Here is a 22,727-nt window from a genome sequence, read left to right as displayed (position 1 = left end):
TCAACTGCGGGCAAAGACCGGGGTGATCGTCTTAGATACCCAATCGAGGTGTTTCGCGAGCAATGCTTGGCTCGGCGCGGTGCTGATCACCGCGATCAGACGTTGAAGCCGGAAATCGTTCGGCGGGAGCACAATGTGTGTACCGACCGACGTTTCGAGGATCGCCTGCTCGACCCAAGGGTGATCAAGAACCGCCTCGAGGCCGCGGTAGCCGATCAGCCGCCCCTCGTGTTTGGCCAAGACGTAATGGATTCCCGCCACCCGCTGCGGCGCGGGAGGGGGCAGAGGCGCCCTGCCCACCGCGATGCGAGCAAGATTTTCGTAGAAGTCATAGCCCAACGCAAGCGGGACAAGATGCGACGCGATGTAATCCCCGCCCGGCCGGGCAGCGACCTCAATGAGCGTGAACTGGGGGCCGTCGTACTTGCCTTCGAGGTGGAAGGATGCATTGTCGAGGCGCAGCGCCAGCACGTAGTCTTTGGCCGTTTTTTCAATCATGTTACGCATCTCACCGTCGAGGTCGGCAGGGAAAATATGCTGTATCTCCAGGCAATAGGGATCCGAGGTGAGCTTGTGCGTGATTCCGACAATGGTGACTTCACCGTGGGAGACGTATCCTTCCACACTTACCTCCTGCCCGCCGATGTAACGTTCGGCCAGGAACGTGAGCGTTTCCCGGCGCAAAGTCGGGTCGTACGTCGGATTGCCGATCTTGTTGCTGGTGGAATGAAAGACGTCCAAGTCGGCAGACTCGCGAATGAGATAGATTCCGGTGCTGCCCGAGGCATTCACCGGTTTCACGACGACCGGGAGCCCCGCCAAGCGGATGAAGTCTTTTAGATCGCTATCGTTCTGCAAAAGGCGGTACGTGAGGCCGGAAACCGGCTGGGTTCGCCCGCGCAGTATCGATTTGTCCCGCACCGCCGATACGGATGCGTGCGGCAACCCGGGCAGCCCCAATTTCGCGGCAACGATGGCGCAGGCTTCGACAGCAGTTTCCGTAAAGCAGACTACACCGGCAATTTGGATGCAGTTTCTGAGCTCCTCGACGGCGCCCTCGAGCGAGCCAAGGCTCGCGGGATTGCATTGGCGCCACTCGTCGACGTAGCAGGCAAGCTCAGGCGGCAGCGGCTGACCGAGCACAGCGACGCGGTATCCGAGCCGATGCGCCGCTTCGAATGCACGAATGCTTTCTCGTATGAGCCGGCGATAATTGATATAGAGAAGAAACTTGGTCATGCGGCCCAGCCTCTGGTGTCGAAGGAACGCCCGGCCGGAACCCATTGCAAGACGCGGCTCAGAGATGGCGCATGCCGGATGCCGAGGCGCGCCAGGAGTGCGGTGCAGAGCCCGGGCATCATCGGCCAGGCAAGCGTCGCCCACAGCCGCAAGCCGGCAACGCTGAGTGCGCAGGCGGTGCGCTCGATGCTGGGGTGATAGCGCGGGTCCAGCGATTCTATCGCGAATCCATCAAGGTCGTGAAGCAAGCGGTCGATTAGCTCCGCGATCTGCCGCGGGTCGAATCCTTCGACCAAGAATAGCCGCCAGCCCTCTTGCTGACGCTCGCAAAGCTGCTGATAGAATGCGCGATGCGAGCGTTCCCAAGTGCCGGCTTCCGGCACCGTCCCGCGGTGACGCGTTTCGACCGCGTGGCTGATTTGATGAATGACGGATGCGAGTCGGCTGCGGCGCCGTTCGACCCAATCGAAGGCTTCGGGAAAGCTAAAGCTCGTTGGGGCAACCGCTGGGCGCGTATGGCAAACATATAGGCGCAGCCAGTCGGGGGAAATTCCCCGGCGGGTGAGATCATCGGCGTAGATGACATGGCCCCGCGAGGTGGAGAGCTTGCGGCCGTCAAGCTGGTAGAATTCGTTGCCAAAAAATCCCACGATGCGAAACCTGCCGGCGTCATGCAGGTGGAGCAGGATTGGGAAGGTGACGCAGCGCAGATACGCGTTGTCGGAGCCAAAGAAGAGCGCAAGCTCGACCTCGTCCGAGCCGAGCCCCGCACGGGAGACAAGAATATCCTGTGCCGTCAAGAGGCGGGGGACGAGCTCGACGGCCGAATAGAGCTTCTGGTCCTCTTGCCCGCGCAACGGGAGAGCAAGTCCGTCCGATGAACAGATTCCGAGCGGAACGTTCGGCAGCTTATGCTGCAACACCCGGGCGACGAAATCCGCCATTTTGCCGACGTAGGCCCCCGACATTAGGTACCGCTCGAGTACGGCGCGATGCGGCTCCAACGGCACGAACATGCGCTTCAGCGGCCGCCACGCTGCCAGCCGGTTGCAGTGATTACAGACCGGATCCACCAGCTCTTCATCCGGCACGAACAGCCCGCAGTTCTCGCATTCCGAGCTGATCCCTTCGCCGCAGTGCGGACAGAAGCCGCGCACATTGGCTTCGAACAAGTATCCGTGCCCGTGCTCACAATACGGAACGAGGGCGGTTTTCTCGATAAGATGGCCGCCGGCGTCTAGCGCGGTTAAGAACTCGCGAGCGACCCGTTCGAAACGGGGCAATTCGTCGAGCGTCGCGAACACATCGAAGTCTACCCCCAGCAGACGGTAATTAGCGAGGAAATCATCCGAGTAGGCTCGCGAGGTTTCGCGGTAGCTCCGCCCTTCGCGCGCAGCGGTGATCGCCACATGCGTCTGAAAACCCAATGTCCCACAAAGCTGGTAACAGTCGATCCTGAGCGTCTTTTGGGCCCGCGTAAATACGTCGGCGGCGACGACTGGCCCCGCCAGATGGCCAAGATGCATACGCCCGTTGGGTGTCGTAAAGCTCGGCACAACGAGGCGCGTACGTGGCGTCCTGACGGGTGCTTTGACGCTTTCCTCAACGGTCTGCTGGTCTTCCCACCACACATTTCCCATGACCAGGGGTTTAGCCCCATTGTTCTTGATTCGATGGGCGGTGAAGGGAGACATCAGCAGCATGTCTCCGGGGCTGAGCAGCGTGGTGGAGAGCGACCCGTCGCCATAGGTGAGCTCGCCGGTGCCGGAGAACACGACCAACATCTCATTGTCGGCATGGCAGCCTAAAGGCGTGGACTCGCCACTCTCGAGAGCGAACTTAGAGGCCCTAAAATTGCGTGCCACGATGTTATCGCGCAGCTTTCTCATCACTCTTCCTCCAGTTCAGCCACGCGCGACAAAATCGGTAGATCCATGTCCACCGGATAGAACTCCTTTCCCATGATGCTGTTGACGATCGTTGCGTTGCGATAGGCGACGAGCGACAGATTCGCGTTCTGCAAACCATGCTGAATGCGTGTTCTGTTCTGCAAGTAGATCTTGCCTGGCAGGGCTATCCGGCTTTCGAGCGAACAGTCCGCTCTGATCCTAGGCAAACTATCCTCAATGCAGGCCAGCTGCATGATGCGGTCGAGGAATGGCGGCGTGTTGGGAACAAAACCGGTGGCCAAGATCACACAGTCGACCGGCGCCCTGTGCGTTGCAGCGGTCTGGGTACACTTGAGGGTAGCTTCGAACCCCGCTCCGTTCTGCCGCAGGCCTTCGAGGCAAGCACCGACGATCAACCGGACGCCGTTGTTCTCACTCTCGACGAAGCGACGTTCATAGATTTGGTAGAACAGCTGATTTGCGAGATCCAGCGCCACGCCGTCGCTGCTCAGCCTGTTATCCTCCACCCATTCGCGCCGACGTGAGAGCGCCCGAGCTTGAAAGTGGCGGAAATAGGCAGGCGTGTAATACTCGTTGGTGAATGCGCAGTCATCCATCGGTTCAAGATTGTCCTGCGGCGTAACCCAAAGTATCTGATTCAGGGGTGGGCCCGCGAGCAGCTGTTCCATCACCTCGCTGCCGCTTTGACCTCCGCCGACGAGCAAGATTCGTTCTCCTGCGGCCGGTGGCGCCCTATTCAGATAGTCTGCTACGTGATAAACGCGTTCGCCCAACAAGGGCCGCACGCAATCGGGCACGTCGGGACGGATTCCAACCCCAAGTACGACATGTCGGGCCCGATAGTCCGCCTCACCGGTGGTGATACGGAAATGTGATATTTCGGGGTGCACATCCAGTGCCTTTTGCCCAAATCTAAGATACGGAAGCTGGTCTGCCACCCAGGCGTAATACTGAGCAAACTCCTTGCGAGAGACCCCGCCGGACCGTCGATTGACGAATGCGTGGAGCCGGCCATTTTGCAGCAAAAAGTTGAGAAATGAAAACGAACTGGTTGGGTCTACGAGCGACACACAGTCTTTGAGATGTGACACTTGTAACCTAGCGCTCGAAAATGCCATTCCGGCGTGCCAGGCAAAACTCGGCTTATCGTCAATGAACAGACACCGTAGTCCGGTCGGTTTTATGAGAGCGGCAAGGCTGAGATTAAACGGACCAATTCCGATACCAATTACGTCATACATGCGACGAGGCCTTCATCAGCAACACAAATGGTTCGTCCCTTCAAGCTTCAGTTCGACGCGGCGATGACCTCTGTCTCGTGCGCTCAATCTGACTGCTCCCTTGGTTTCATTCCCATGCTGCCAGAACCTGCTGCGATGAGGGTCGTGATGGTGGTGGTGACTGCGCCGCTGCTGGCACGTAGGAGCAGGCAACCGGCCTTGGCAACCCCACGCCGGCATTCCGCAGCAGCAGCGCCGTCGGTTGTGGGTCACTCCCTTCCTGGGGTATCGCACGGTACGGCGACGTTCTTCATGATCACCGCACGGCAATTGGCAAGCATCTCGTTGGTATACTTCTCACCGAAATAATCCAGAACAAAGGTGCCGCGGTAGCACGACTCGTCGGCGACACTGCTCGGTAGACTTTCGAGGATCACACCGACGTCGTGGATGCGATCGTGGTAGCGGGCGCGAATAACATTCACCGCGTTTATCGAGTGAACCGCCTCGTCCACAGTTACTTCCCTCAGCCAACGAAGAAATTGATTGCTACCCAGTCCGGCATAAAAACTTCTATCGGCGGCATAGGCGCGGCAGGTGCACATTTCATCAAAAGCGATCATAACCATCAGCGAGAATTCGTCTTTCAGATACCCATCTATTGAACTAAAATTATGTGGTCGAGCCTCCAATCTCTCCCAGAGATCCTTCTCGGACTCGTCCGCGACGAGTTTCATGACTTGAATGAAACCATCGGTGTGACGCTCTTCGTCCGCGGCCCAGGCATCAAAAAATGCCGCGGCTTCCTCGGTCGTGATCAGATTACGGGTCAACAGTTCCTTTTTCAGATGCCGCGCGTCATATTCCGTGTAGAGTTCCGGCCACAACTTGTTCCGGCGTGCGCGCAGAACTGATGCTTCGGCGGTGAACATCACCGGAGTCAGATCGCTAAATAGGTCTGCCGGACTCCATTTTCGTCGAAGCGGCGCAATCACTGAAGTCTCCCGTTTGTATCATCAATGATATTGAGCTACAGCACAGAGATGTGGCCCGTGTTTGCCGTATCTCAGTAGCAAGCGCCATGCCGACTGCGACCAACGCGCCTCAAGGCGTTATTTCGCCAGAACGATTGGTAGCTAACGTCAGCTGTCTCAAAGCAGACAGAAGTCGTGCGATCTCGCACAGTGCGCGTGTCGATCGGACCAGCTCCCGATATGATGTGCGATCGCTTAAGCCGCCGCCGGAAAGCGCGGTGATAACTGCCCTTCATGGCTCGAAGAATGAATGCAGCCGACTCATACTGCGCTATGATTCATTTGCTGGCAGTCACGGTGCGCCATTTGGCGCTCACTCACGACGCGAGAAGTCGCGAATGTATTTCCGGCGACAGAAGATCTGCGAACGTGTCTTGAAGCGACTTGTTCGGGAAGCTTCAAAACTCGTTGCCGCCCAGCACCCAACGCTTGCCAGCGCCTCCAGCATTCTGGTCTCTTGACGCGATCGGGGCTGACAGAGCAGCCCAGCTCGTGGCCGGAGTATCCCGCCTTGCCCGAAGTCTTCGCAGCAGCCGGGCCGACATCGGTGAGGGCTGAGGAGACGTTTCTCACGTTCGGCCGGACCCTAAATGTTTCATACCTGGTTCCCGCGGACCCACCGCGACAGTGCTTGCGTCGCGGCACCTGAACTTGCGCCCCGTCAGCGGGTGAGCACCGGTTCAACAACAGGCTCCGCAGCTACTCGATATCGGAGAGTTCATCGACCACGATCGGTATCCGGAGGCAAAGCGAACGATTTCCTTGTACTGACATAGCAAGTCTGCAACTGAAGATTCTTCTTGTTGCGCGTGCGGAAGCCAGCCACGTCGGCAGCCCTCTGAAAGAGCGCGGACACCGACTCATTGCGAAACTGGCCTGGGTTAGGCAACGTCGCCTGCGCCAGATTGATCCAATTCATGCGTGTGGTTGGGAACGCCAGGCCAAGGGCATTCCAAGCGCCGATACAAGTACCGCGATGGCCCCGAGCCACTGTGTTGCGGTCAGGGTTTCCTGAAGAAAAAGGGATGCGAAAATAGATGTAAACATGGGAACTAGCGGCAGCAGCAGCGCGGCGGCGGTCGCGCTCATTCGCTCCAGCGCAACCCCGTAGAGGAGAAATGGGATTGAAAGAAGCAGCAATCCGGATGCGACCACCGGAACAATATCGGCGATGATCAGAGAGAGCGTCGGCATTGGACGAATGCCAATCCACACAAATACGACTACTGCAAACGCAACAATCTGGCTTGCCGTCGTAAGGCGCAATGCATCGATGCTATGCGACATCAAACGGACTGCGATGCTGTAGAGCGAGGCGAATAGAACACCGGCGAGAACGAGAGCGACTCCCAGGCCCCGCGTCGCGTGAGGATCAGATTCAGAGGTCCAGCTCAAAAGGCCGACTCCGGAAACGGCCAACAAGCAGAGCAAGCCGATAACACGGTTGGGGATCTCGCCAAGTATCAACCATGCAAGGAGTATGATCATTGGCGTTTCAACGGCGAACAGCATCGCTTCTACTGACGCCGGCAGCATCGTCAGGCCGAAGATGGACAAACCAGACGCAAGTGCCGGCTGCAGAATGCCGGGAAGGCCGGCACGCCAATCGCTCAAGCGAGGCGGCGCTCCTGACCAGATGGATAGCGCGGTCAGGCTCGCGGCACTAACAGCCAACTGCCCTGTCAGAAGCGAGAGCGGTTCGATGCAGCAGAGCGCGGCCTTGGACAGAACGTTGCCGATGCTCCAGCTGACCGCCGCGAGTGTTCCGCAAAGAATGGGTATGAAAAGACCGGGCGAGCTCATCCGACCGCTTTACGCTTGCATCAGGGTGTTTGCCATCCGGGTTCCTGCATGAAATCACGCGGCCGTGTAGGGACCCCGGCCATGGTGGGCACGACGACGTTGAATCAGCTTCCTGCGGAAAGCAGCGACTTCTGGATGACGCCAGGTCTGCGAGCTACAGAGCCACGCTGCTAACGTTAGATAGGGCTTACTCAAGAGCTGGGTTGATCGCGCGTGCGATCAGCGAATGGGCAATGGCTGAGATTCAGGAGGAAGTCGGCGATAAAGGTGACGACGATCAAGGTAAACGGCTGCTGCGCAAGCAGCAGTCTCCGACGTGACCTCGGTGATCTGCTTCATATGACTGATCAGTCAGACGTTACCATGCGCTGCCCATCCAAGATTGGCCGAGCCTTTCGTCATATGTTCTAAGGATTCGGCGGCGAAGGAATGGCGGCTTGGACGCCAGCCAGGGCCGCTTGCAGTGCCGGCCTCCTTGGTGTGATCGAGAGGGGTTTCTAGGGGCGTCCCGCCCCTCACCTTTAAGGCTCTCAAGCAACTTATCAGCGGTGACCTTGCGCACCAACGCAAAGAGCGCTGCCTTCCAGATTCAATGGCCGCGGCGGTCGCCTTCATCCACCTGTCGTCAATACCGACATCGGTCAAATGTTGCACGTCTTCCGCTTTTGCTTCCGATGGAAACGCGATCACAACAAGATCACTCATTAGAATCGTCCCACGATTGTCTGTGCCTAACTTACCGGACCTTCGACCCAACTGGGCGGCTGTCGTCGATATCCTGCTTGCTTGGAGCCGCCTCAGCGGGGTTTCAGTTACGCTTACTTCACATCATCTCGCGAGGACTAGGCCACGCGAGACAGTGAAGGTCGGGCCGGCCCGCCGGTCCGCTTACTGCGTCTTCAGGAGATTGCAGGCGCTCTCCGCGGCTGGCCTCCAAGCATCCTTGGCCGGAATAGCCCCCATGATCTCGTAGTAGTCATAAGGATATTTCGACTCGGCCGGCGCCTTTATGCGCGCGGCGTAGAGTGGCCGCATGACCTGACCGTCGGCGCGGATGCTAACATTCTTCATCTCAAAATCGTTGATGGGCGAGCTCTTCATCTGTCGCACCACCGCCTCGCCTTCGTCGGTCTGTGTCGCGGCAATCGCCTTGAGATAGTGCGTGACGGCACTGTAGGTGCTCGCGTGCGCCTCGTTTGGCATCCGGCCATCGAACGCCACCTTGTAACGGTTCGCGAAGGCCCGCGTCTCGTTCGTCATATCCCAGTAAAACGAGATGGTCAGATGCACATTCTGTAGCGCCTGCAGGCCGATGCCGTGCGTCTGACTGATCATCAACCCGAGTGGGGCAAGCTGCTGCTTCTGCGCGAGCCCGAATTCCTGAGCCTGCTTCAGAGCGTTGGCAACGTCCGCCCCCGAATTGGCTAATGCGATGACCTTTGCACCGCTCGATTGGGCTGTCAGGAGAGCGGACGAGAAATCGGAGGAATTGAGTGGATGCAGGATGGATCCGACGACTTTGCCGCCATCGGACTTGATAAAGTTCGTCGCATCGGCCTGCCAGACTTTGCCGAAGGAGTAGTCGACGGTGACAAAGAACCAGCTATCCAGTCTCCGAGCCATCAGCGATTTCACCGTCGCCTTGGCCAGCGCATAGGTATCCATCGCCCACTGCGTTGTCATTGGAGAGCATTTTTCATTGGTGAGTATCGAGGCCGCCGTACCAGCCAAAAGATATGGCTTCTTCCGGTTCTTCATGAGGTCTTGCACACCGAGGGCGATTGACGACGCAGAACAGCCGACGATCGCGTCAACCCCCTCGTTGTCCAGCCAGCGCAACGCAATGGCGACGCCGATGTCTGACTTGTTCTGATCGTCAGCCACGATGAGCTCGATCTTCTTACCGTTGATAGCCCCACTAAAGTCGCTAATGGCTAATCGCGCGGCAACAACCGAACCTGGCCCGCAATTGTCAGAATAGGGGCCAGTCTGGTCGTTCATGACGCCAATCTTGATGACGTCCCCTGAAATTTCCTGTGCCACGACGGGCGTCGGCGCGGCAAACGGTGTTGCACCCAAGTGGATTGCCATGACGGCGACATAGGCAGCCGACAGTCTCATATACTTCTTTCCTCCTGATACCCCGCGGATATCTGGGATCTCATTGTTGTGGCGGGCGGCCAACCGATCAGAGCTTCAAGAGCGCGGGTCAGTTGATGGGATAGTTCACGGCAAACCGGATCGTATAGAACTGCTCAAAGACTGAGACAGATGCCTAAATCCGAGTGGCGCCAGCATAACGCCACGCGTTAGGCTGATCGCCTCCTGAATCTGGTAGGGGCGCTCCCAGATAGCGGGACGTCGACATTGCAGCCGAGGCCAGCCGGACCTGCACCCTGAGCGCCTGGCTCCGGCGCTGACGTCTGATGAGGGCTGGCTTCAAATCTATAGCCGACCAGGTGCGACAGTCTCGTGCAAGGGCCGCAGCCGCCTGCACCAGGCGCTCGCAGACTACAGCCTCAAGCTGTGAAGCAGCCCTGGCGTAGCGGCGCCCAGAGACAAGCTATCTCGCTCGCGCGCTGTTTTGATTTCTGGAGAGACCACGTTTTGAAGACAAAGTCTCAGTAAGGCTTCGATTTCAGACGTAGTCATGCCGGTGATGATATTCGGAAAAGAGCATTAGGCCGATCAGGCCGATGACGACCAACAAAAAGGCACTCAGGCGACCAAGATTCGCACTCTCACCAAAAAAATGTGATCCCAATGATTGCTGTTCCCAAGGTGCCAATCCCGACAAACGCGCTTTAAAGGCAAAGCGGATACGGCCGAAATTCATGAGTACGCGCCTATAGCGCCTTTGCACGTATGGCCGCACCATGCACGATCGAGTTTGGTTTGAACGAGTCGTCTGGTCTTGATTGGAGAATCGAAGATTTACTGGTTACGCTGATGCGAGAGTGCTGACCTGCCATCTCTGGTTTCCCTTGCACTTGTGCACTATTGCCGTTCTTCCCCATGGAGCTGGCACCGCTGGACCAAATAGTGCAGAGGGTGTGTCACGCTTCGCAAAGCTTACATACAAGTTTGTGACGTTAGAATAGCCATCGCTGCCACTTGCGCGCACCGATCGAGTTGATTGATTCGTCGGCGCGCTCGCGGACTGAATTTCGCGTTTGGTAAGATCGACATTCAGTCGACGCAGGCCGCGCAATTCCGAAGCGCGCAATCGGATGGCGCCAGCGCAGGCGCGTACATCTCGTTGAGTTGCGCGATGACCTAGAGGTTCGATCGTGCGGGACGCGCATCGCGAACTGTCCTTGCAGACGAATCCAGACAAGGCGACCTTACGTGTGCGCGGACTTGCTCGTCTGGCCGCGAGGGAAGATTATGAAAGAGAGCTCGACAATCGAAGAGACAAGGAAAGCGACGAGTATGCTCGATTCTCAACCGATCTTCAGAATGAGCGTTCGATTGAAGATCAGCTTTCACTTTGTCAAAGCAATGGCGAGCGCGAAGGCTTAACCGTTGTCAGCACCTACGAAGATCGGGTGCGTTCAGGCGGCTCCGTCATGGGACGCGAAGGCCTTCTGCGGATGTTAGACCAGGCGCGGGGGAGATCTTTGACGTAGTAATCGTCGAAGGGCTCGATCGCCTCTCTCGCGACATGGAAGATCTCGCAGGTACCCATAAACGGCTATTTTTTCTCGGGATCGAGATCTCGTCGGTTCACGAAGGCGTCGTTAACACTATGATGACCGCCGTTCGCGGCCTGGTCGGACAACTCTATCGTGAGGACAACGCTCACAAGGTGCGTCGGGCGGGACAAATCGGGGCGCGTTCGCATTCCCTGCTCGGCGACGACTGAGAGCGGCACGTGCCAAGACTTTCTATCTAGATTCCGTTCAGAGCGCAGTCTCAGCGGGGCTAAAGGCCGAATTGCGCGCGCCGAAGGTTATTTCGAGTGCGTACGCACGTATCTCGAGGAACGGAAGCGCTTCGCAGATGCCACGATTTCCAGTAGCGATGGAATCGCTTAGGTCCCTTTGCGTTCGCAAAGTCTCGCTCCTCCAGCATTGACCGAGAAAACCAGGGCTTCAAGTTGGTGGACGAACTTTGCTCATCCGTGGTTGAGTTCTAACAGTACACGGCCCGCCGCAAATACGATTGTCAGGGGTTTCGAGAGATACCCATTGCGGGCAAACTGCCGAACCTCACGCGATCCGAGCCTGAATGAGGGGACGACTACGTCGTGACGATCGGGATCAAGCTTGACAGGAGCGAGATTGAGGATCTGCTCGGTTGGGCTTTCGCAGAACGGACATAACTAAACACGACGGCCTACTGGCCGGAACGCCACGCCGCCCGACTTTGGTCCTGTTCCGCCTACTCAACGGTGACCGATTTCGCGAGATTGCGTGGTTGATCGACGTCCGTGCCCATTGCGACGGACGTATGGTAGGCCAAAAGCTGCACCGGGACGGCATAGATCATGGGTGTAAAGGTTGCAGTCATGTCTGGCAGCACAATGGTCATGAGCGTGTCCACCGTCGCTTCCCGAGCGCCCGTCGCGTCGGTCATCAGGATAATGTTGCCACCACGAGCGGCGACTTCCTGCATGTTCGAGACGATCTTTTCGAAAAGCCGGTCGTAAGGCGCGATCACCACCACCGGCATGGTGTCGTCGATCAGCGCAATTGGGCCGTGCTTGAGCTCACCGGCAGCATACCCCTGTGCGTGGATATAAGAGATTTCCTTCAGCTTCAGCGCGCCCTCCAGCGCCAAGGGAAACGACGTGCCACGACCGAGATAGAGCACGGCCCGCGATTTGGCGATGTCGCGCGCGAGTTTCTCGATCTGTGGCTCGATCGCCAACGCCGCGGCAATCAGCCGAGGAACTTCGATCAGCTCACGCACGAGCTTGAATTCATCGACGCCGGACAATTCTCCGCGTCCTTTGCCTGCTGCGACCGCAAGCGCGGCCATCACCATCAGTTGGCAGGTGAAGGCTTTGGTCGAGGCGACGCCGATTTCCGGCCCCGCCAGCGTCGGCAACACGGTTTCGCTCTCGCGCGCAATCGTCGACGTCGGCACGTTGACCACGGAGACCGTGTGCAGACCCTGCGCCTTGGCGTAGCGCAACGCGGCCAGCGTGTCGGCGGTCTCACCTGACTGCGAGATGAAAATCGCAAGATTCCCTTTCCGCAAAGGCGCCTCGCGGTAGCGGAATTCGGAAGCGACATCGAACTCGACCGGCACGCGCGCCAGCCGCTCGAACCAGTACTTGGCGACGTGGCCGGCATAGCTTGCCGTACCGCAAGCTATGATCGAGATGCGCTGAATGGCATTAAAGTCGAATGGCAGTTTGAACGGCAGCGCGATGCGCTCGCCGGCCATATCGACATAATGCGCCAGCGTCTGCCCGACGGCTTGCGGCTGTTCGTGAATTTCCTTGGCCATGAAGTGGCGATAATTCGCCTTGTCAACCAAGTGCGACGACGCGCTGGAATTCAGCGTTTGCCGGTGGGCGATAGCACCATCCGAATCATAGATGACGCCCATCGAGCGGGTAAGCACGGCCCAGTCGCCGTCTTCAAGATAAGTGATGGTGTCGGTGAAGGGCGCGAGCGCGATAGCATCGGATCCAAAATACATTTCGCCGTCGCCATGCCCGATCGCAAGCGGCGAACCCTGGCGGGCGCCGATCAAGAAATCGTCGTGGCTTTTGAACAGGAGTGCTAGCGCGAAGGCACCGCGCAGGCGCGGAAGCGACGCTTTCACCGCGTCCTGCGGTGAGTAGCCAATCTTCAAATAAGATTCGACGAGATGCGCCACCACCTCGGTATCGGTATCGGAAACGAAATTAGCGCCCTTCTGCTCCAGCTCGGCGCGTAGCTCGCGGAAATTTTCGATGATCCCGTTATGAACGACCGCGACATTGTCCGTCGCATGCGGATGGGCGTTAACCTCGGTCGGCTTGCCATGGGTGGCCCAGCGCGTATGACCAATACCGGTATGACCTGACAGCGGATCGACGCGCAGCCGCGCCTCGAGATTCTTCAGCTTGCCCTTGGCGCGGCGGCGTACAAGACGATCGCCCTCAAGCGTCGCGACACCTGCGGAGTCGTAGCCGCGATATTCCAATCGTTTGAGTGCATCGACCAGCTGCTCGGCGACCGGACCACGCCCTAATATGCCGACAATTCCGCACATGCCGATCAATGCATCCCAGCATCAAGGTATGTAATCTTCAACACTGCAGAACTCGCTTCACGAAATGCACTCGTCTGAAGGCAGATCGTGGATTCTGGGATTCGCAGTTGGGGCAATTGTCTCACCACATACACCAGCGTGAGCGAGGTCTTAAAGGTTTCAGCCATCATCAGTTTGCCCAACCGCACGGCGGCGTTGGCGAGCACGATGGAATGCGCGGCAGAACGAGGTGACGGTTTCGACGTGGGTCAAGTCATCAGGTGGGAGTCCACGGTCGCTTGTGACAAGAAGCACGTCACGAAGAGACTCTTCGTCCCAGTCACCACGATGGCACTTGCAGTCGCAGTCGGACTGCTGCGTGGATGTATCTGCCAAGTCGCCTGACACTGGGGATCGACAATCGTCGATGCAGGTCGACGGACCATATGGCGTCCTGCGATAGAACTTCATGATCGTCGGTCAGCTCATCTTAGTCCTGCGCCGAGAGCCATTCATGACGCTCCGGCCCGTTTCTCAAGAAAGTGCTGCTGCGCCGCCACCGGAAGCGCATAGCGGTTGGCGTCACGGTCAGCCGTATCCTGAAGTCTCGCAGATAGCCTTCGCCGATCGGCTCACAATCTGCAGCCAGAAGGTTCGCCTGAACGATGTTTTGCCATTGAGCGCGACGACCCTTCATGCAGCGTTTCCCAATGCGAAACGGACATGGTCTCGGGAGTTCGACTCATTGCGCGCTGAAGTCAAACGATGATTCCTGCCGTCAAGACTTCCGTTCCACCTTTTCAAATGGAAAGAGGCGTACTTCCTGTCTTCTTCTCGTCTCGCGCAGATCCTGCCGCTTACACGCTTGGTGTTGGTCGGACAGCAGTCCGCGGTGTTGCAACAGCTCAGCGATGAGTGGGCGGCATGTGCCATATCGGATAGGATTTCGTGCGGGAGTGATCTTGAGTGGCGCTCCGACCGCTGCTAGTCGCATTGGGAGACGAAGTTAAAGCTATTGGGATTGATGGTTCAATTGTACGGAGGTAAGCCTTCGATATCGAAAGGGTTTGGAGAAGCATACGAACGTTTGTAACGTGCTTTCCTCCCGTTCGTGGTCTTAACGGTGCTCGATTGCCTGGCCAGGTTGCGCGCCCCGTTAGCGGACGGAGCTCTAATCGGCACCTTCCGGAAGCTGGTATTGGCCGTCGTTCGTGCAACCGCCCGCAAGGTGGGAAGGAATACGAGGTCCTAATCCGGGGGCGTCTTGGTAGACCTAATGGGCGCCAGGTCTCGGCTCTATAGATGGTAGGAGGAAGTTCACCACTTTCACCATACCAACGTTCTTTCTCTGTTAGAGCGGAGCATATTGAAAGGCCCACGTCTCAGGTTGCCGCACGGCAGAGTGAATGCCGCCCGGTTGCCGGCGTTCCGCTCAAGTGCCCTCGCCCCGCGCTCCACGGCGTGCGCAGAGCGAACCTCCTGCAAAACGTCCTTCTTCTTCAGTTTTCCGGATGATGCCAAACGCATTGGTGGCGCTCTTGGTTCGTCAGCTCTTAGGGAAGGTCTTTTCTTTGGCGCTGATGTCGTCAACTTGCACGAAATAAGCAACAGATTCAGAAGGTACGTTCTGCAGGTCGGATCGGCCCCGCATTTTAACCTAGACATCGCGTCAGCGCTGTATCGAGTATGTGTATGAAGCGTTGCTGTTGGTCCTCCTCACGGCAAGCCCGTGCTGATCGGGCTCTCGGTCTTTTGTGGCGCAAGTTGCAGGAGTTCGTTGGGTCGAGAGTTCTGGTAAGAATGGCAGTTATTGCTAGCGACTTCGGACGATTGCGCGGGTCATCAGAACGTCGAGCACGGCTTTTGCTAGTTGCTCGGGTGTCTGCCCCAGGGTCCTGAGATGGATTTCGGGTCTTATAGGTGTCTCGTAGGGCGCATCGATGCCCGTGAAGTTCTTGATCTTGCCGGACTTCACCTTTGGATAGAGACCCTTCGGATCGCGCCGCGCGCATTCTTCGATCGGCGTGTCGACAAAAACTTCGATGAACTCCTCCTTGGCAACCAGGCTGCGCACCATGTCTCGCTCGACCCTATAGGGCGAAATGAACGAGCAAATCACGATCAGACCGCTGTCAGCCATCAACTTGGCGACTTCGCCGACACGCCGAATATTTTCAGCACGGTCGGCTTCGGTGAAGCCAAGGTCCCGGGTTAGTCCGTGCCGCACGTTGTCCCCATCAAGCAGCATGGTGTGGTGTGACATTGCGAACAGCTTTTGATCGACGATGTTGGCAATGGTCGACTTCCCCGCGCCGGACAGGCCGGTGAACCAGATGATGCAAGGCTTCTGATTTTTTAGCGCGGCGCGCTCGTTCTTACCCACTAAAAGGGGTTGCCAAGCGATATTGGTAGCCCGCCGCAGCGGAAACGCGATCATGCCGGCGCCGACCGTGCGATTGGTATAACGGTCGATGACGATGAATGATCCGGTCTTGCGATTGACTTCGTAAGGATCGAACGCCGCGGGCAGCGCGGTCGCGACATTGCAGAAGCCGATCTCGTTGAGGCTAAGCGTCCTGGCTGCCAGGTGCTCACGTGTATTAACGTCGATTCGATGCTTGATTGCAGTAATGCAAGCGGCTACGGTCTGTGTTCCGATGCGCAGGATGTAATTGCGTCCAGCCACGAGTGGGTCCTTGTCCATCCAGATCAGATGAGCGGCGAACTGGTCGGCGACCTCTGGCCGCCGCTCGGTCGGACGCACCAGAAGATCGCCTCGGCTGACATCGATTTCGTCTTCGAGTGTAATGGTGACGGCATCGCCCGCCTCAGCGCGAGGAAGATCGCCGTCCTGGGTCACGATCCTCTTGACACGCGTGGTCCATCCAGACGCTGCTACAATGATCTCATCTCCTGCCGAGATGCTCCCGGACGCCACCGAGCCAGCATAGCCGCGGAAGTCTAGGTTGGGCCGGTTCACCCACTGGACCGGAAAGCGGAAGGCCTGGCTCTCGGCGTCGGACTGAATATCGATATTCTCCAAATATTCGAGCAAGCAAGGCCCACGGTACCACCGGGTGTTGCCGGAGCGGTTGATGACGTTGTCGCCGTACCGGGCGGAGATCGGGATCGGAACGATCGAGGTGAAGCCGAGATCGGCAGCAAAGGCCACATACTCGTCGATGATCCGGTCAAAACTCTCCTTTTTGGACTTGACGAGATCGATCTTGTTCACTGCCAGCACGACATGGCGAATACCGAGCAGAGAACAGATGAAGGAGTGACGCTTGGTCTGGACCAGCACACCCTTGCGGGCATCGATCAGGATGATAGCGAGCTGGCCGTTCGAGGCGCCAGTTGCCATGTTACGGGTGTACTGCTCGTGGCCGGGCGCGTCGGCCACCATGAACGAGCGACGCGGGGTGGTAAAGAAGCGGTAGGCCACATCGATCGTGATGCCTTGCTCTCGTTCGGCTTCAAGCCCGTCGACGAGCAGCGCAAAATCGATATCGTTGCCAGTGGTGCCGTGCTTGGCGCTGTCGCGTACCAGCGCCGTAAGCTGATCCTCGTAGATCATCTTGCTGTCGTGCAGCAGCCGGCCGATCAGCGTCGACTTTCCGTCGTCTACCGAACCACAGGTGATGAATCGCAGCTGGTCCTTCGTGCCGACCTTGACGAGCTCCGTTGTCGTTCTGGAAGTCATCAGAAGTAACCTTCCCGCTTCTTCTTCTCCATCGAAGCGGCTTCATCGATATCAATCAAGCGCCCCTGGCGCTCAGATATCGTCGCACTCTGCATTTCCGCGACGATGTCCTCGATCGTGGTCGCGTCGGAATCGATGGCCCCGCTCAACGGATAGCATCCCAGTGTACGGAAACGGATCATCCGAATCTCGGGCGTCTCGTTAGACCGAAGCGGCAATCGCTTGTCGTCGACCATGATCATTGTGCCGCTTCGCCGGACCACGGGTCTTTGCTTTGCGAAGTAGAGCGGGACGACTGGGATCTTCTCGAGCATGATGTATTCCCAGACGTCGAGCTCGGTCCAGTTCGACATTGCGAACACACGCATTGTTTCGCCCTGGCGGATCCGTGTGTTGAAGAGGTTCCAGAGCTCCGGCCGCTGGCTGCGGGGGTCCCACAGGTGTCCGGCCGCACGGAAGGAGAAGATCCGTTCTTTCGCGCGGCTCTTTTCCTCGTCACGTCGCGCCCCTCCGAAGGCGGCATCGAACTGATAAAGATCGAGCGCCTCCTTCAAGGCCTCGGTCTTCATCACCTGTGTATGAAGAGCTGAGCCGGAATCGATCGGGTTGATCCCGCGCTCGATGCCTTTTTTGTTCACGTGGATGATCAGGTCGACGCCGAGCCGCCTGGCTGTCTCATCCCGGAAAGTGATCATCTCACGAAACTTCCAGGTCGTGTCGACGTGAAGCAGGGGAAAGGGCAACTTCGCGGGATAGAACGCCTTGAGTGCGACGTGCAGCATGACACTCGAGTCTTTGCCGATCGAATAGAGCATGACCGGCCTTTTGAACTCGGCGACCACATCACGCATGATTTCGATCGATTCAGCTTCGAGACGGCGCAGATGTTTCGGCAGCATATCGTTCTTCGTTGATGCAGGATCTCTGTTCCTAGGCGCCGTTTGACGCAGCGCGTCCGCCCCAGGCGACAAACTGACCGTTCCGGAAGTCAACGAGCGGCGCCGAAAAGTTACGTCACAAGCCAATCAGGTGGTCCGTGCTTTGCAGGGGCCGCGAGTATGGCCTTCTTTGAGGACAGAACTGCCTTGCGACTAGTCATTCGGCTGCCTGACTGGATTCTCTTAGGAAGGATGCGTACGCGAGTTTTAGGCCTTCCTCGAGCGAGGTCCGTGCCTTCCAGCCAAGCCTTGCCAGATGCCCAACGTCGAGCAATTTGCGCGGCATGCCGTCGGGGCGCGAGCTATCGAATTTGATCTCTCCCCGATATCCGATACTGCTGGCCACCAGAAGCGCAAACTCGGCGATAGAAACATCTTCGCCGGCGCCAATGTTGACAGGTTCGGAGCCTGAGTAGGATTTCATGAGATGCACGCAGCCGTCCGCCATATCCTCGACATACAGGAATTCCCGACACGGCGTGCCCGTGCCCCAAACGATGACGGAAGGAGATCTGGAGACCTTCGCCTCGTGGAATCGGCGGATCAGCGCGGCAACGACGTGGCTGTGTTCGGGATGATAGTTGTCACCCGGTCCGTAGAGATTGGTTGGCATCACGCTGATAAAGTCGTTGCCGTACTGTGCTCGATAAGCCTCGGCCAGCTTGAGTCCGGCAATTTTGGCGATGGCATATGGCTCGTTGGTCGGCTCAAGCGGCCCGGTCAGGAGGGAATCCTCCTGTATGGGCTGTGAGGCTAGCCTTGGATAAATGCAGGAGGAGCCCAGGAACATGAGCTTCTCAACGCCGTTCAAGTGTGCCGCATGGATCACATTTGTAGCGATGGCGAGATTGTCGTAGATAAACTCGCCGCGCAGCGTATGGTTTGCGAGGATGCCACCGACCTTGCCCGCGGCAAGAAAGACGACCTGTGGTCGCTTGGCCGAAAACCATTGAAGGACTGCGGCCTGGTTTCGCAGATCGACCTGGGTTTTCGCGACCGTCAGCAACCGCACGTTTTCCTGTGCGAGTCTTCGCACGAGGGCGCTGCCCACCATGCCGCGATGGCCGGCGACAAAGACGCTCTTTCCCGTCAGCTGAAATGGAATTCTTCCCATTGGAACTCCAGCCTCTTCGGGCTTTCCGGGCTGCCGCAAGCGCCGAAGCGGCAGCTTCGGCTGACGCAGATAAGCCTTCAATCTTCGACTAGCGGATGTGAAAACCTGCAACAGGAGGGACGCGGGGCTATTCTAAATGCGCGTATTCCTGAGCAACACATCGCCCTCCACCGCGCGGGGATAGTGAGACGCCACTTCGAACGAAGGTAGAAGCTCAAGGATGGCTTTCAGAGACAGCTGCCCTTCGTAGAGCTCCTCGTCGCTGTATTCCGTATAAATGAAGCGCGTGTTGCTCAAAGTCTGTCTACCGCCAGCGATGACATCGGACTCAGCTCCCTGCACATCCATCCAGATGAAATCGACCTTGTTCAGGTTTGCTTCGCTGCACCAGTCATCCAGCCGTCGAGTTTCAACTGAAATGGGGCGATCAAACCGAACCCAATCATATTCGGTAAGATGATTCTTGGGTCGCCGTATTGAACCGGAGAGGTCCCATTCCTTCGCTTCTCCATCTCCATTGCTTGGATGGAAGTCGATCCTGCCATTTCGATCACTGATCGCGATCTCAAATAGATTCACCCTGTCGAGGTCCAGATCCATGTTTTTCTTGAAGCGAGCAACCGCTCGGGGGTCCGGCTCAAAGCAATAGAGCTGAGCCTTTGGGCACAGCCTGAGAAAATGTCGCGTATCGGTTCCGTCGTTGCAACCGATGTCCAAGATGACCGGATCTGGTCTTTGAAGAAGAGAAATGATGTGCTGATGCACGTCTAGGGAAGATGCGGGTTCTGTATCCATCGGGCGCCAGACTATCTTAGATGTCTTGCGGAGATTCATTGAAACTTCCTCCGCGAAGCCTCAATCACACGCGCGACGTTCCCGTGCAATGTATATCAATGTATATAATGTGCAAACGCAGGCAACAGGATGATACTCGCCTGACCTGCCGATAGACCTCACCCAAAGAGTTCACGCGCAGATTGAACTAAGACTCATGTAATCGAAAAAACAGTAGCCTGGAAGTCGAGGAATTTCATAGAGCGTGGGTGCCTAATTTTGACGCCTGCAGCCTTGCGGGTGTTCGAGACTGCTACAGATTTCTCGTGGTCAGAATGGCGGAGCGGTGGCGGCAAGAAGTAATCGACCCTCGTCGCGAAGGGCAGATCGATCTATTCCGCCGCAGTCGGATGTCATCGATCAATCGCCCCGGTCTTGCGCTCATGACGACGATCCGATCAGCCAGGAAGAGCGCCTCTTCGATATCGTGGGTTACGAAGACGGTCGTCGTTGGAATCTTGGGCATCATGCGGCGCGTTTGTGCATCTAGCGCGCCGAATGGCTCGTCCATCAGCAAAGACATGGAGCTGGATGTCAGAACCCGCACGATCTCAACTCGCTGTTGCATGGCGCCGGAAAAGTTGCGAGGGATAGAACGGCTCGAAACCTTCAAGACCAACTAGCTTCAGAATCGGATCGGCGGCATGGCGCGTAGGTCTGCGGTCAGAAAGCATTGACCCGCTGCGCGTTGTCGATGCCGCGCATCCTTGGTCCGAACGCGACATTCGCGTACCCGCTTTCCGGGGAAACAGCGTGTGCTGCTGAAACGCGATTTCCGCGATCCGGGCTCGGACCCAGATCGGCTGATCGTCCACGGTAAGCTGCCCCGGGTGACCTGCAGAGGTTCGGCGAGCCCGCCGAGCAGAGTCGACTTGCCACAGCCGGATGGACCAACAATGCAAACCCAGTTCGCCGGGCGCAATCCTGAAGTCGAGGTCGCTGACGGCCTCGAAGGCGTCGGCCCACTGTAAGAACGACTCGGTCGGATGATAAGAACGACTCGATTTTGGGCTCTTAGAACGACCCGAACTCGTAAGTCGGTGCCCAAGTCATCAAAAATCGGCGTTCTGATAGGAAGACAAGCACTAACCCCTGCAAAGAAATCTCCGCCAGCACAAATAGGCATTTCTGCGGTGATCGCAACCAATTCGAGGATGGATCAGAGTTTCAGCGCGCGGCCGGCCCGCCGTGATCGCTGCCGGGCCGGGCCAAGGCAATCCTATGCTGATGCTGGTGCTACTGTTGATGATGCCGATCATCATGGCGAAGATCGGCTTGGCAATCATGCCGCCGGTGATCATCGCCAGGCTCGAATGGGCTCTCTTCGGGGCCGACTTCGTTCTTAGGGACGCGGAGCGGCGCCGTTTTCAGCGAACATCGGCGCCGCTTCAGCTACGACGTCTTTGGGCAGCATACGCAACTGCTCAGGGTCGAACGGCAAATAGGTGAGATAGTTCGCCACCAGAGTAGCCACAGCTTCGGCCTGCGCAGCATCTCGCTGCCGCTTGAGCGGCTCGCGATCCGCACGACGGGACAACCAAAGCTTATTGGCCGCCCATACCCGCGGGTCGGGAGCGACGATGCGCGTCGGCTCGCCCTTTTCGTCGATGGCGATCGCTTCGAAGGGAGGAGAATTCTGCAGCCAGTCGAGTCCTTCGATCTGGACAGCACTCAGATCGTCCGGATCCGATCCAACTTTGTCAGGAGCTTCCTTCCAGAGAGGGTTCTGCATCGGTTTGATCAGGTCGACGAGATAGCCGTCCCGATTCACGGCGCGGAACGTCTGCTTGGACCTTTGAAAGCTGGTGTCGACGCGTTTAAGTATCTTCATGAGGGAGGACTCGGAGACGTCTTCGTCGGCGACGAACGTAAGTCCACCACGCGCATCCAAGAGGAGATCGATGTCTTCCGTCGTGGCCAACCCCGGATCTATCCGGACTCCGGATGAGGCTTCATAGCCGTAAATCGCATTGGTCCCGAGAATTCGGATACCCGAGCCCAACATTCCGAACCCGTCGAGAGCGCGCGTGATGCGAGCTCCGATCAATGGGACACGTCCGAGCCCGAGCGCGCGGTTAACGGCAGCTTGCCGGTCCATCGTTGCGCGCAGGTTCTTCCAGCGACCCTCGGCCGCGGCGCGTCGGGCCTCGAAATCGGCCTTCATCTTCTCTGTTTCAGGAGAGCGCGCGCCGAGTGAGGTTTGCTTCCTCAGACCGGCCTTATCGTAGTAGCTGCGAACCAGGTACTCATGCCCTTTAGACTCCACCCACGTCAAAGATCCGCGTTGCGCATCCCGCGTCGCCTTGGCATCTCTGAGAGCCTGGAACCGCTGTTGGCTGTTGACCACCTCGCGCCGCTGATCATTGTTAAGTTCTTGAAATTGCATGGTTTTAACAGCTTGGATTGGATTGACATCCTTTTGATGAAGCGTATTTATCATTGAAAAACAATGGTTTCAACAGTTATAATGAAAAATCGCACAGAGTGTTGAAACCGGTTCCTCGATACAGGTCCAAATCCGCCCAACGCTCCAAGGCTTGACGTCACTTTCGGCGCCCCGCCCGCAGAACGGCGCGATCCGCCAACTGTCGATCATCGAACGAGGGCACCACATCGACGACCTCGGTCTCGATCGCCAAGCGGAACGCTTCTTCTCCGTAGTGTCTGAAAGCTTCCATCAGGCCCTTCGGCAACCATCGCTCGCAATCGGCAAGTGGCACTCGAGACGCACCATCGTACTTCC

18 protein-coding genes and 1 pseudogene are annotated in these 22,727 nt (G+C 57.6%); 1 reads left to right on the top strand and 18 read right to left on the bottom strand.

Annotated elements, in window-relative coordinates:
• The 8 genes from ACVJGD_RS41765 to ACVJGD_RS41730 form a co-directional block, all read right to left on the bottom strand.
• The gene (locus ACVJGD_RS41765) at positions 1-1,239 is read right to left on the bottom strand and encodes an ATP-grasp domain-containing protein (protein ID WP_456639539.1); all 1,239 of its coding nucleotides are present in this window, start codon (positions 1,237-1,239) and stop codon (positions 1-3) included.
• Entirely contained in the window at positions 1,236-3,128 is a 1,893-nt protein-coding gene (locus ACVJGD_RS41760; protein WP_456639538.1) for a class I tRNA ligase family protein, read from the bottom strand. The genes ACVJGD_RS41765 and ACVJGD_RS41760 overlap by 4 nt, the downstream gene beginning before the upstream one ends.
• Positions 3,128-4,390 carry a lysine N(6)-hydroxylase/L-ornithine N(5)-oxygenase family protein gene (locus tag ACVJGD_RS41755; RefSeq protein WP_456639537.1) on the bottom strand — a complete coding sequence of 421 codons (1,263 nt, stop codon included), beginning with the start codon at positions 4,388-4,390 and terminating at the stop codon, positions 3,128-3,130. The genes ACVJGD_RS41760 and ACVJGD_RS41755 overlap by 1 nt, the downstream gene beginning before the upstream one ends.
• Positions 4,391-4,638: 248 nt before the next feature.
• Positions 4,639-5,364: a hypothetical protein gene (locus tag ACVJGD_RS41750; protein WP_456639536.1), complete on the bottom strand. Its 726-nt coding sequence runs from the start codon at positions 5,362-5,364 to the stop codon at positions 4,639-4,641.
• Positions 5,365-6,318: 954 nt separating this feature from the next.
• Positions 6,319-7,206 (bottom strand): DMT family transporter, encoded by an 888-nt coding sequence (locus ACVJGD_RS41745; RefSeq protein WP_456639535.1) that lies wholly within the window; start codon positions 7,204-7,206, stop codon positions 6,319-6,321.
• A 351-nt stretch (positions 7,207-7,557) separates the two neighbouring features.
• Positions 7,558-7,911 carry a hypothetical protein gene (locus tag ACVJGD_RS41740; RefSeq protein WP_456639534.1) on the bottom strand — a complete coding sequence of 118 codons (354 nt, stop codon included), beginning with the start codon at positions 7,909-7,911 and terminating at the stop codon, positions 7,558-7,560.
• Positions 7,912-8,094: 183 nt separating this feature from the next.
• Positions 8,095-9,327: an ABC transporter substrate-binding protein gene (locus tag ACVJGD_RS41735; RefSeq protein WP_456639533.1), complete on the bottom strand. Its 1,233-nt coding sequence runs from the start codon at positions 9,325-9,327 to the stop codon at positions 8,095-8,097.
• Between the two features lie 517 nt (positions 9,328-9,844).
• On the bottom strand, positions 9,845-10,042 hold the full coding sequence (locus ACVJGD_RS41730) for a hypothetical protein (protein WP_456639532.1): 198 nt from the start codon (positions 10,040-10,042) through the stop codon (positions 9,845-9,847).
• A 454-nt stretch (positions 10,043-10,496) separates the two neighbouring features.
• Between ACVJGD_RS41730 and ACVJGD_RS41725 the strand changes: the two are divergent.
• Positions 10,497-11,071 (top strand): annotated as a pseudogene (locus ACVJGD_RS41725) (recombinase family protein).
• 518 nt (positions 11,072-11,589) lie between these two features.
• On the opposite strand, the gene glmS reads toward ACVJGD_RS41725, so the two are convergent.
• From glmS to ACVJGD_RS41675, 10 genes are all read right to left on the bottom strand, one after another.
• A complete protein-coding gene (gene glmS / locus ACVJGD_RS41720) occupies positions 11,590-13,416 on the bottom strand; it encodes a glutamine--fructose-6-phosphate transaminase (isomerizing) (protein WP_456639531.1) in 1,827 nt (608 codons plus the stop codon).
• Between the two features lie 469 nt (positions 13,417-13,885).
• Positions 13,886-14,092 (bottom strand): hypothetical protein, encoded by a 207-nt coding sequence (locus ACVJGD_RS41715; RefSeq protein WP_456639530.1) that lies wholly within the window; start codon positions 14,090-14,092, stop codon positions 13,886-13,888.
• Positions 14,093-15,208: 1,116 nt separating this feature from the next.
• Positions 15,209-17,098, bottom strand: coding sequence for a sulfate adenylyltransferase subunit CysN (gene cysN, locus ACVJGD_RS41710; protein WP_456639529.1), 1,890 nt, complete (start codon positions 17,096-17,098; stop codon positions 15,209-15,211).
• Positions 17,098-17,997 carry a sulfate adenylyltransferase subunit CysD gene (gene cysD, locus ACVJGD_RS41705; protein WP_456639528.1) on the bottom strand — a complete coding sequence of 300 codons (900 nt, stop codon included), beginning with the start codon at positions 17,995-17,997 and terminating at the stop codon, positions 17,098-17,100. The genes cysN and cysD overlap by 1 nt, the downstream gene beginning before the upstream one ends.
• A 196-nt stretch (positions 17,998-18,193) precedes the next feature.
• Positions 18,194-19,150: a GDP-L-fucose synthase family protein gene (locus tag ACVJGD_RS41700; protein WP_456639527.1), complete on the bottom strand. Its 957-nt coding sequence runs from the start codon at positions 19,148-19,150 to the stop codon at positions 18,194-18,196.
• A gap of 132 nt (positions 19,151-19,282) precedes the next feature.
• Complete coding sequence (locus ACVJGD_RS41695) at positions 19,283-19,984, bottom strand: FkbM family methyltransferase (RefSeq protein WP_456639526.1); 702 nt, start codon at positions 19,982-19,984, stop codon at positions 19,283-19,285.
• A gap of 625 nt (positions 19,985-20,609) precedes the next feature.
• Entirely contained in the window at positions 20,610-21,110 is a 501-nt protein-coding gene (locus ACVJGD_RS41690; protein ID WP_456640558.1) for an ATP-binding cassette domain-containing protein, read from the bottom strand.
• Complete coding sequence (locus ACVJGD_RS41685; RefSeq protein ID WP_456640611.1) at positions 21,070-21,285, bottom strand: hypothetical protein; 216 nt, start codon at positions 21,283-21,285, stop codon at positions 21,070-21,072. Before ACVJGD_RS41685 ends, ACVJGD_RS41690 begins: the two co-directional genes overlap by 41 nt.
• Positions 21,286-21,326: 41 nt before the next feature.
• On the bottom strand, positions 21,327-22,424 hold the full coding sequence (locus ACVJGD_RS41680; RefSeq protein ID WP_456639525.1) for a GSU2403 family nucleotidyltransferase fold protein: 1,098 nt from the start codon (positions 22,422-22,424) through the stop codon (positions 21,327-21,329).
• A 103-nt stretch (positions 22,425-22,527) separates the two neighbouring features.
• The gene (locus tag ACVJGD_RS41675) at positions 22,528-22,677 is read right to left on the bottom strand and encodes a hypothetical protein (RefSeq protein WP_456639524.1); all 150 of its coding nucleotides are present in this window, start codon (positions 22,675-22,677) and stop codon (positions 22,528-22,530) included.
• Positions 22,678-22,727 lie beyond the last annotated feature (50 nt).

The sequence above is a fragment of the Bradyrhizobium sp. USDA 10063 genome (assembly GCF_054063735.1).
Note: the sequence above shows the minus strand (reverse complement) of the source record. Positions and strands in the feature narration are given on the sequence as shown.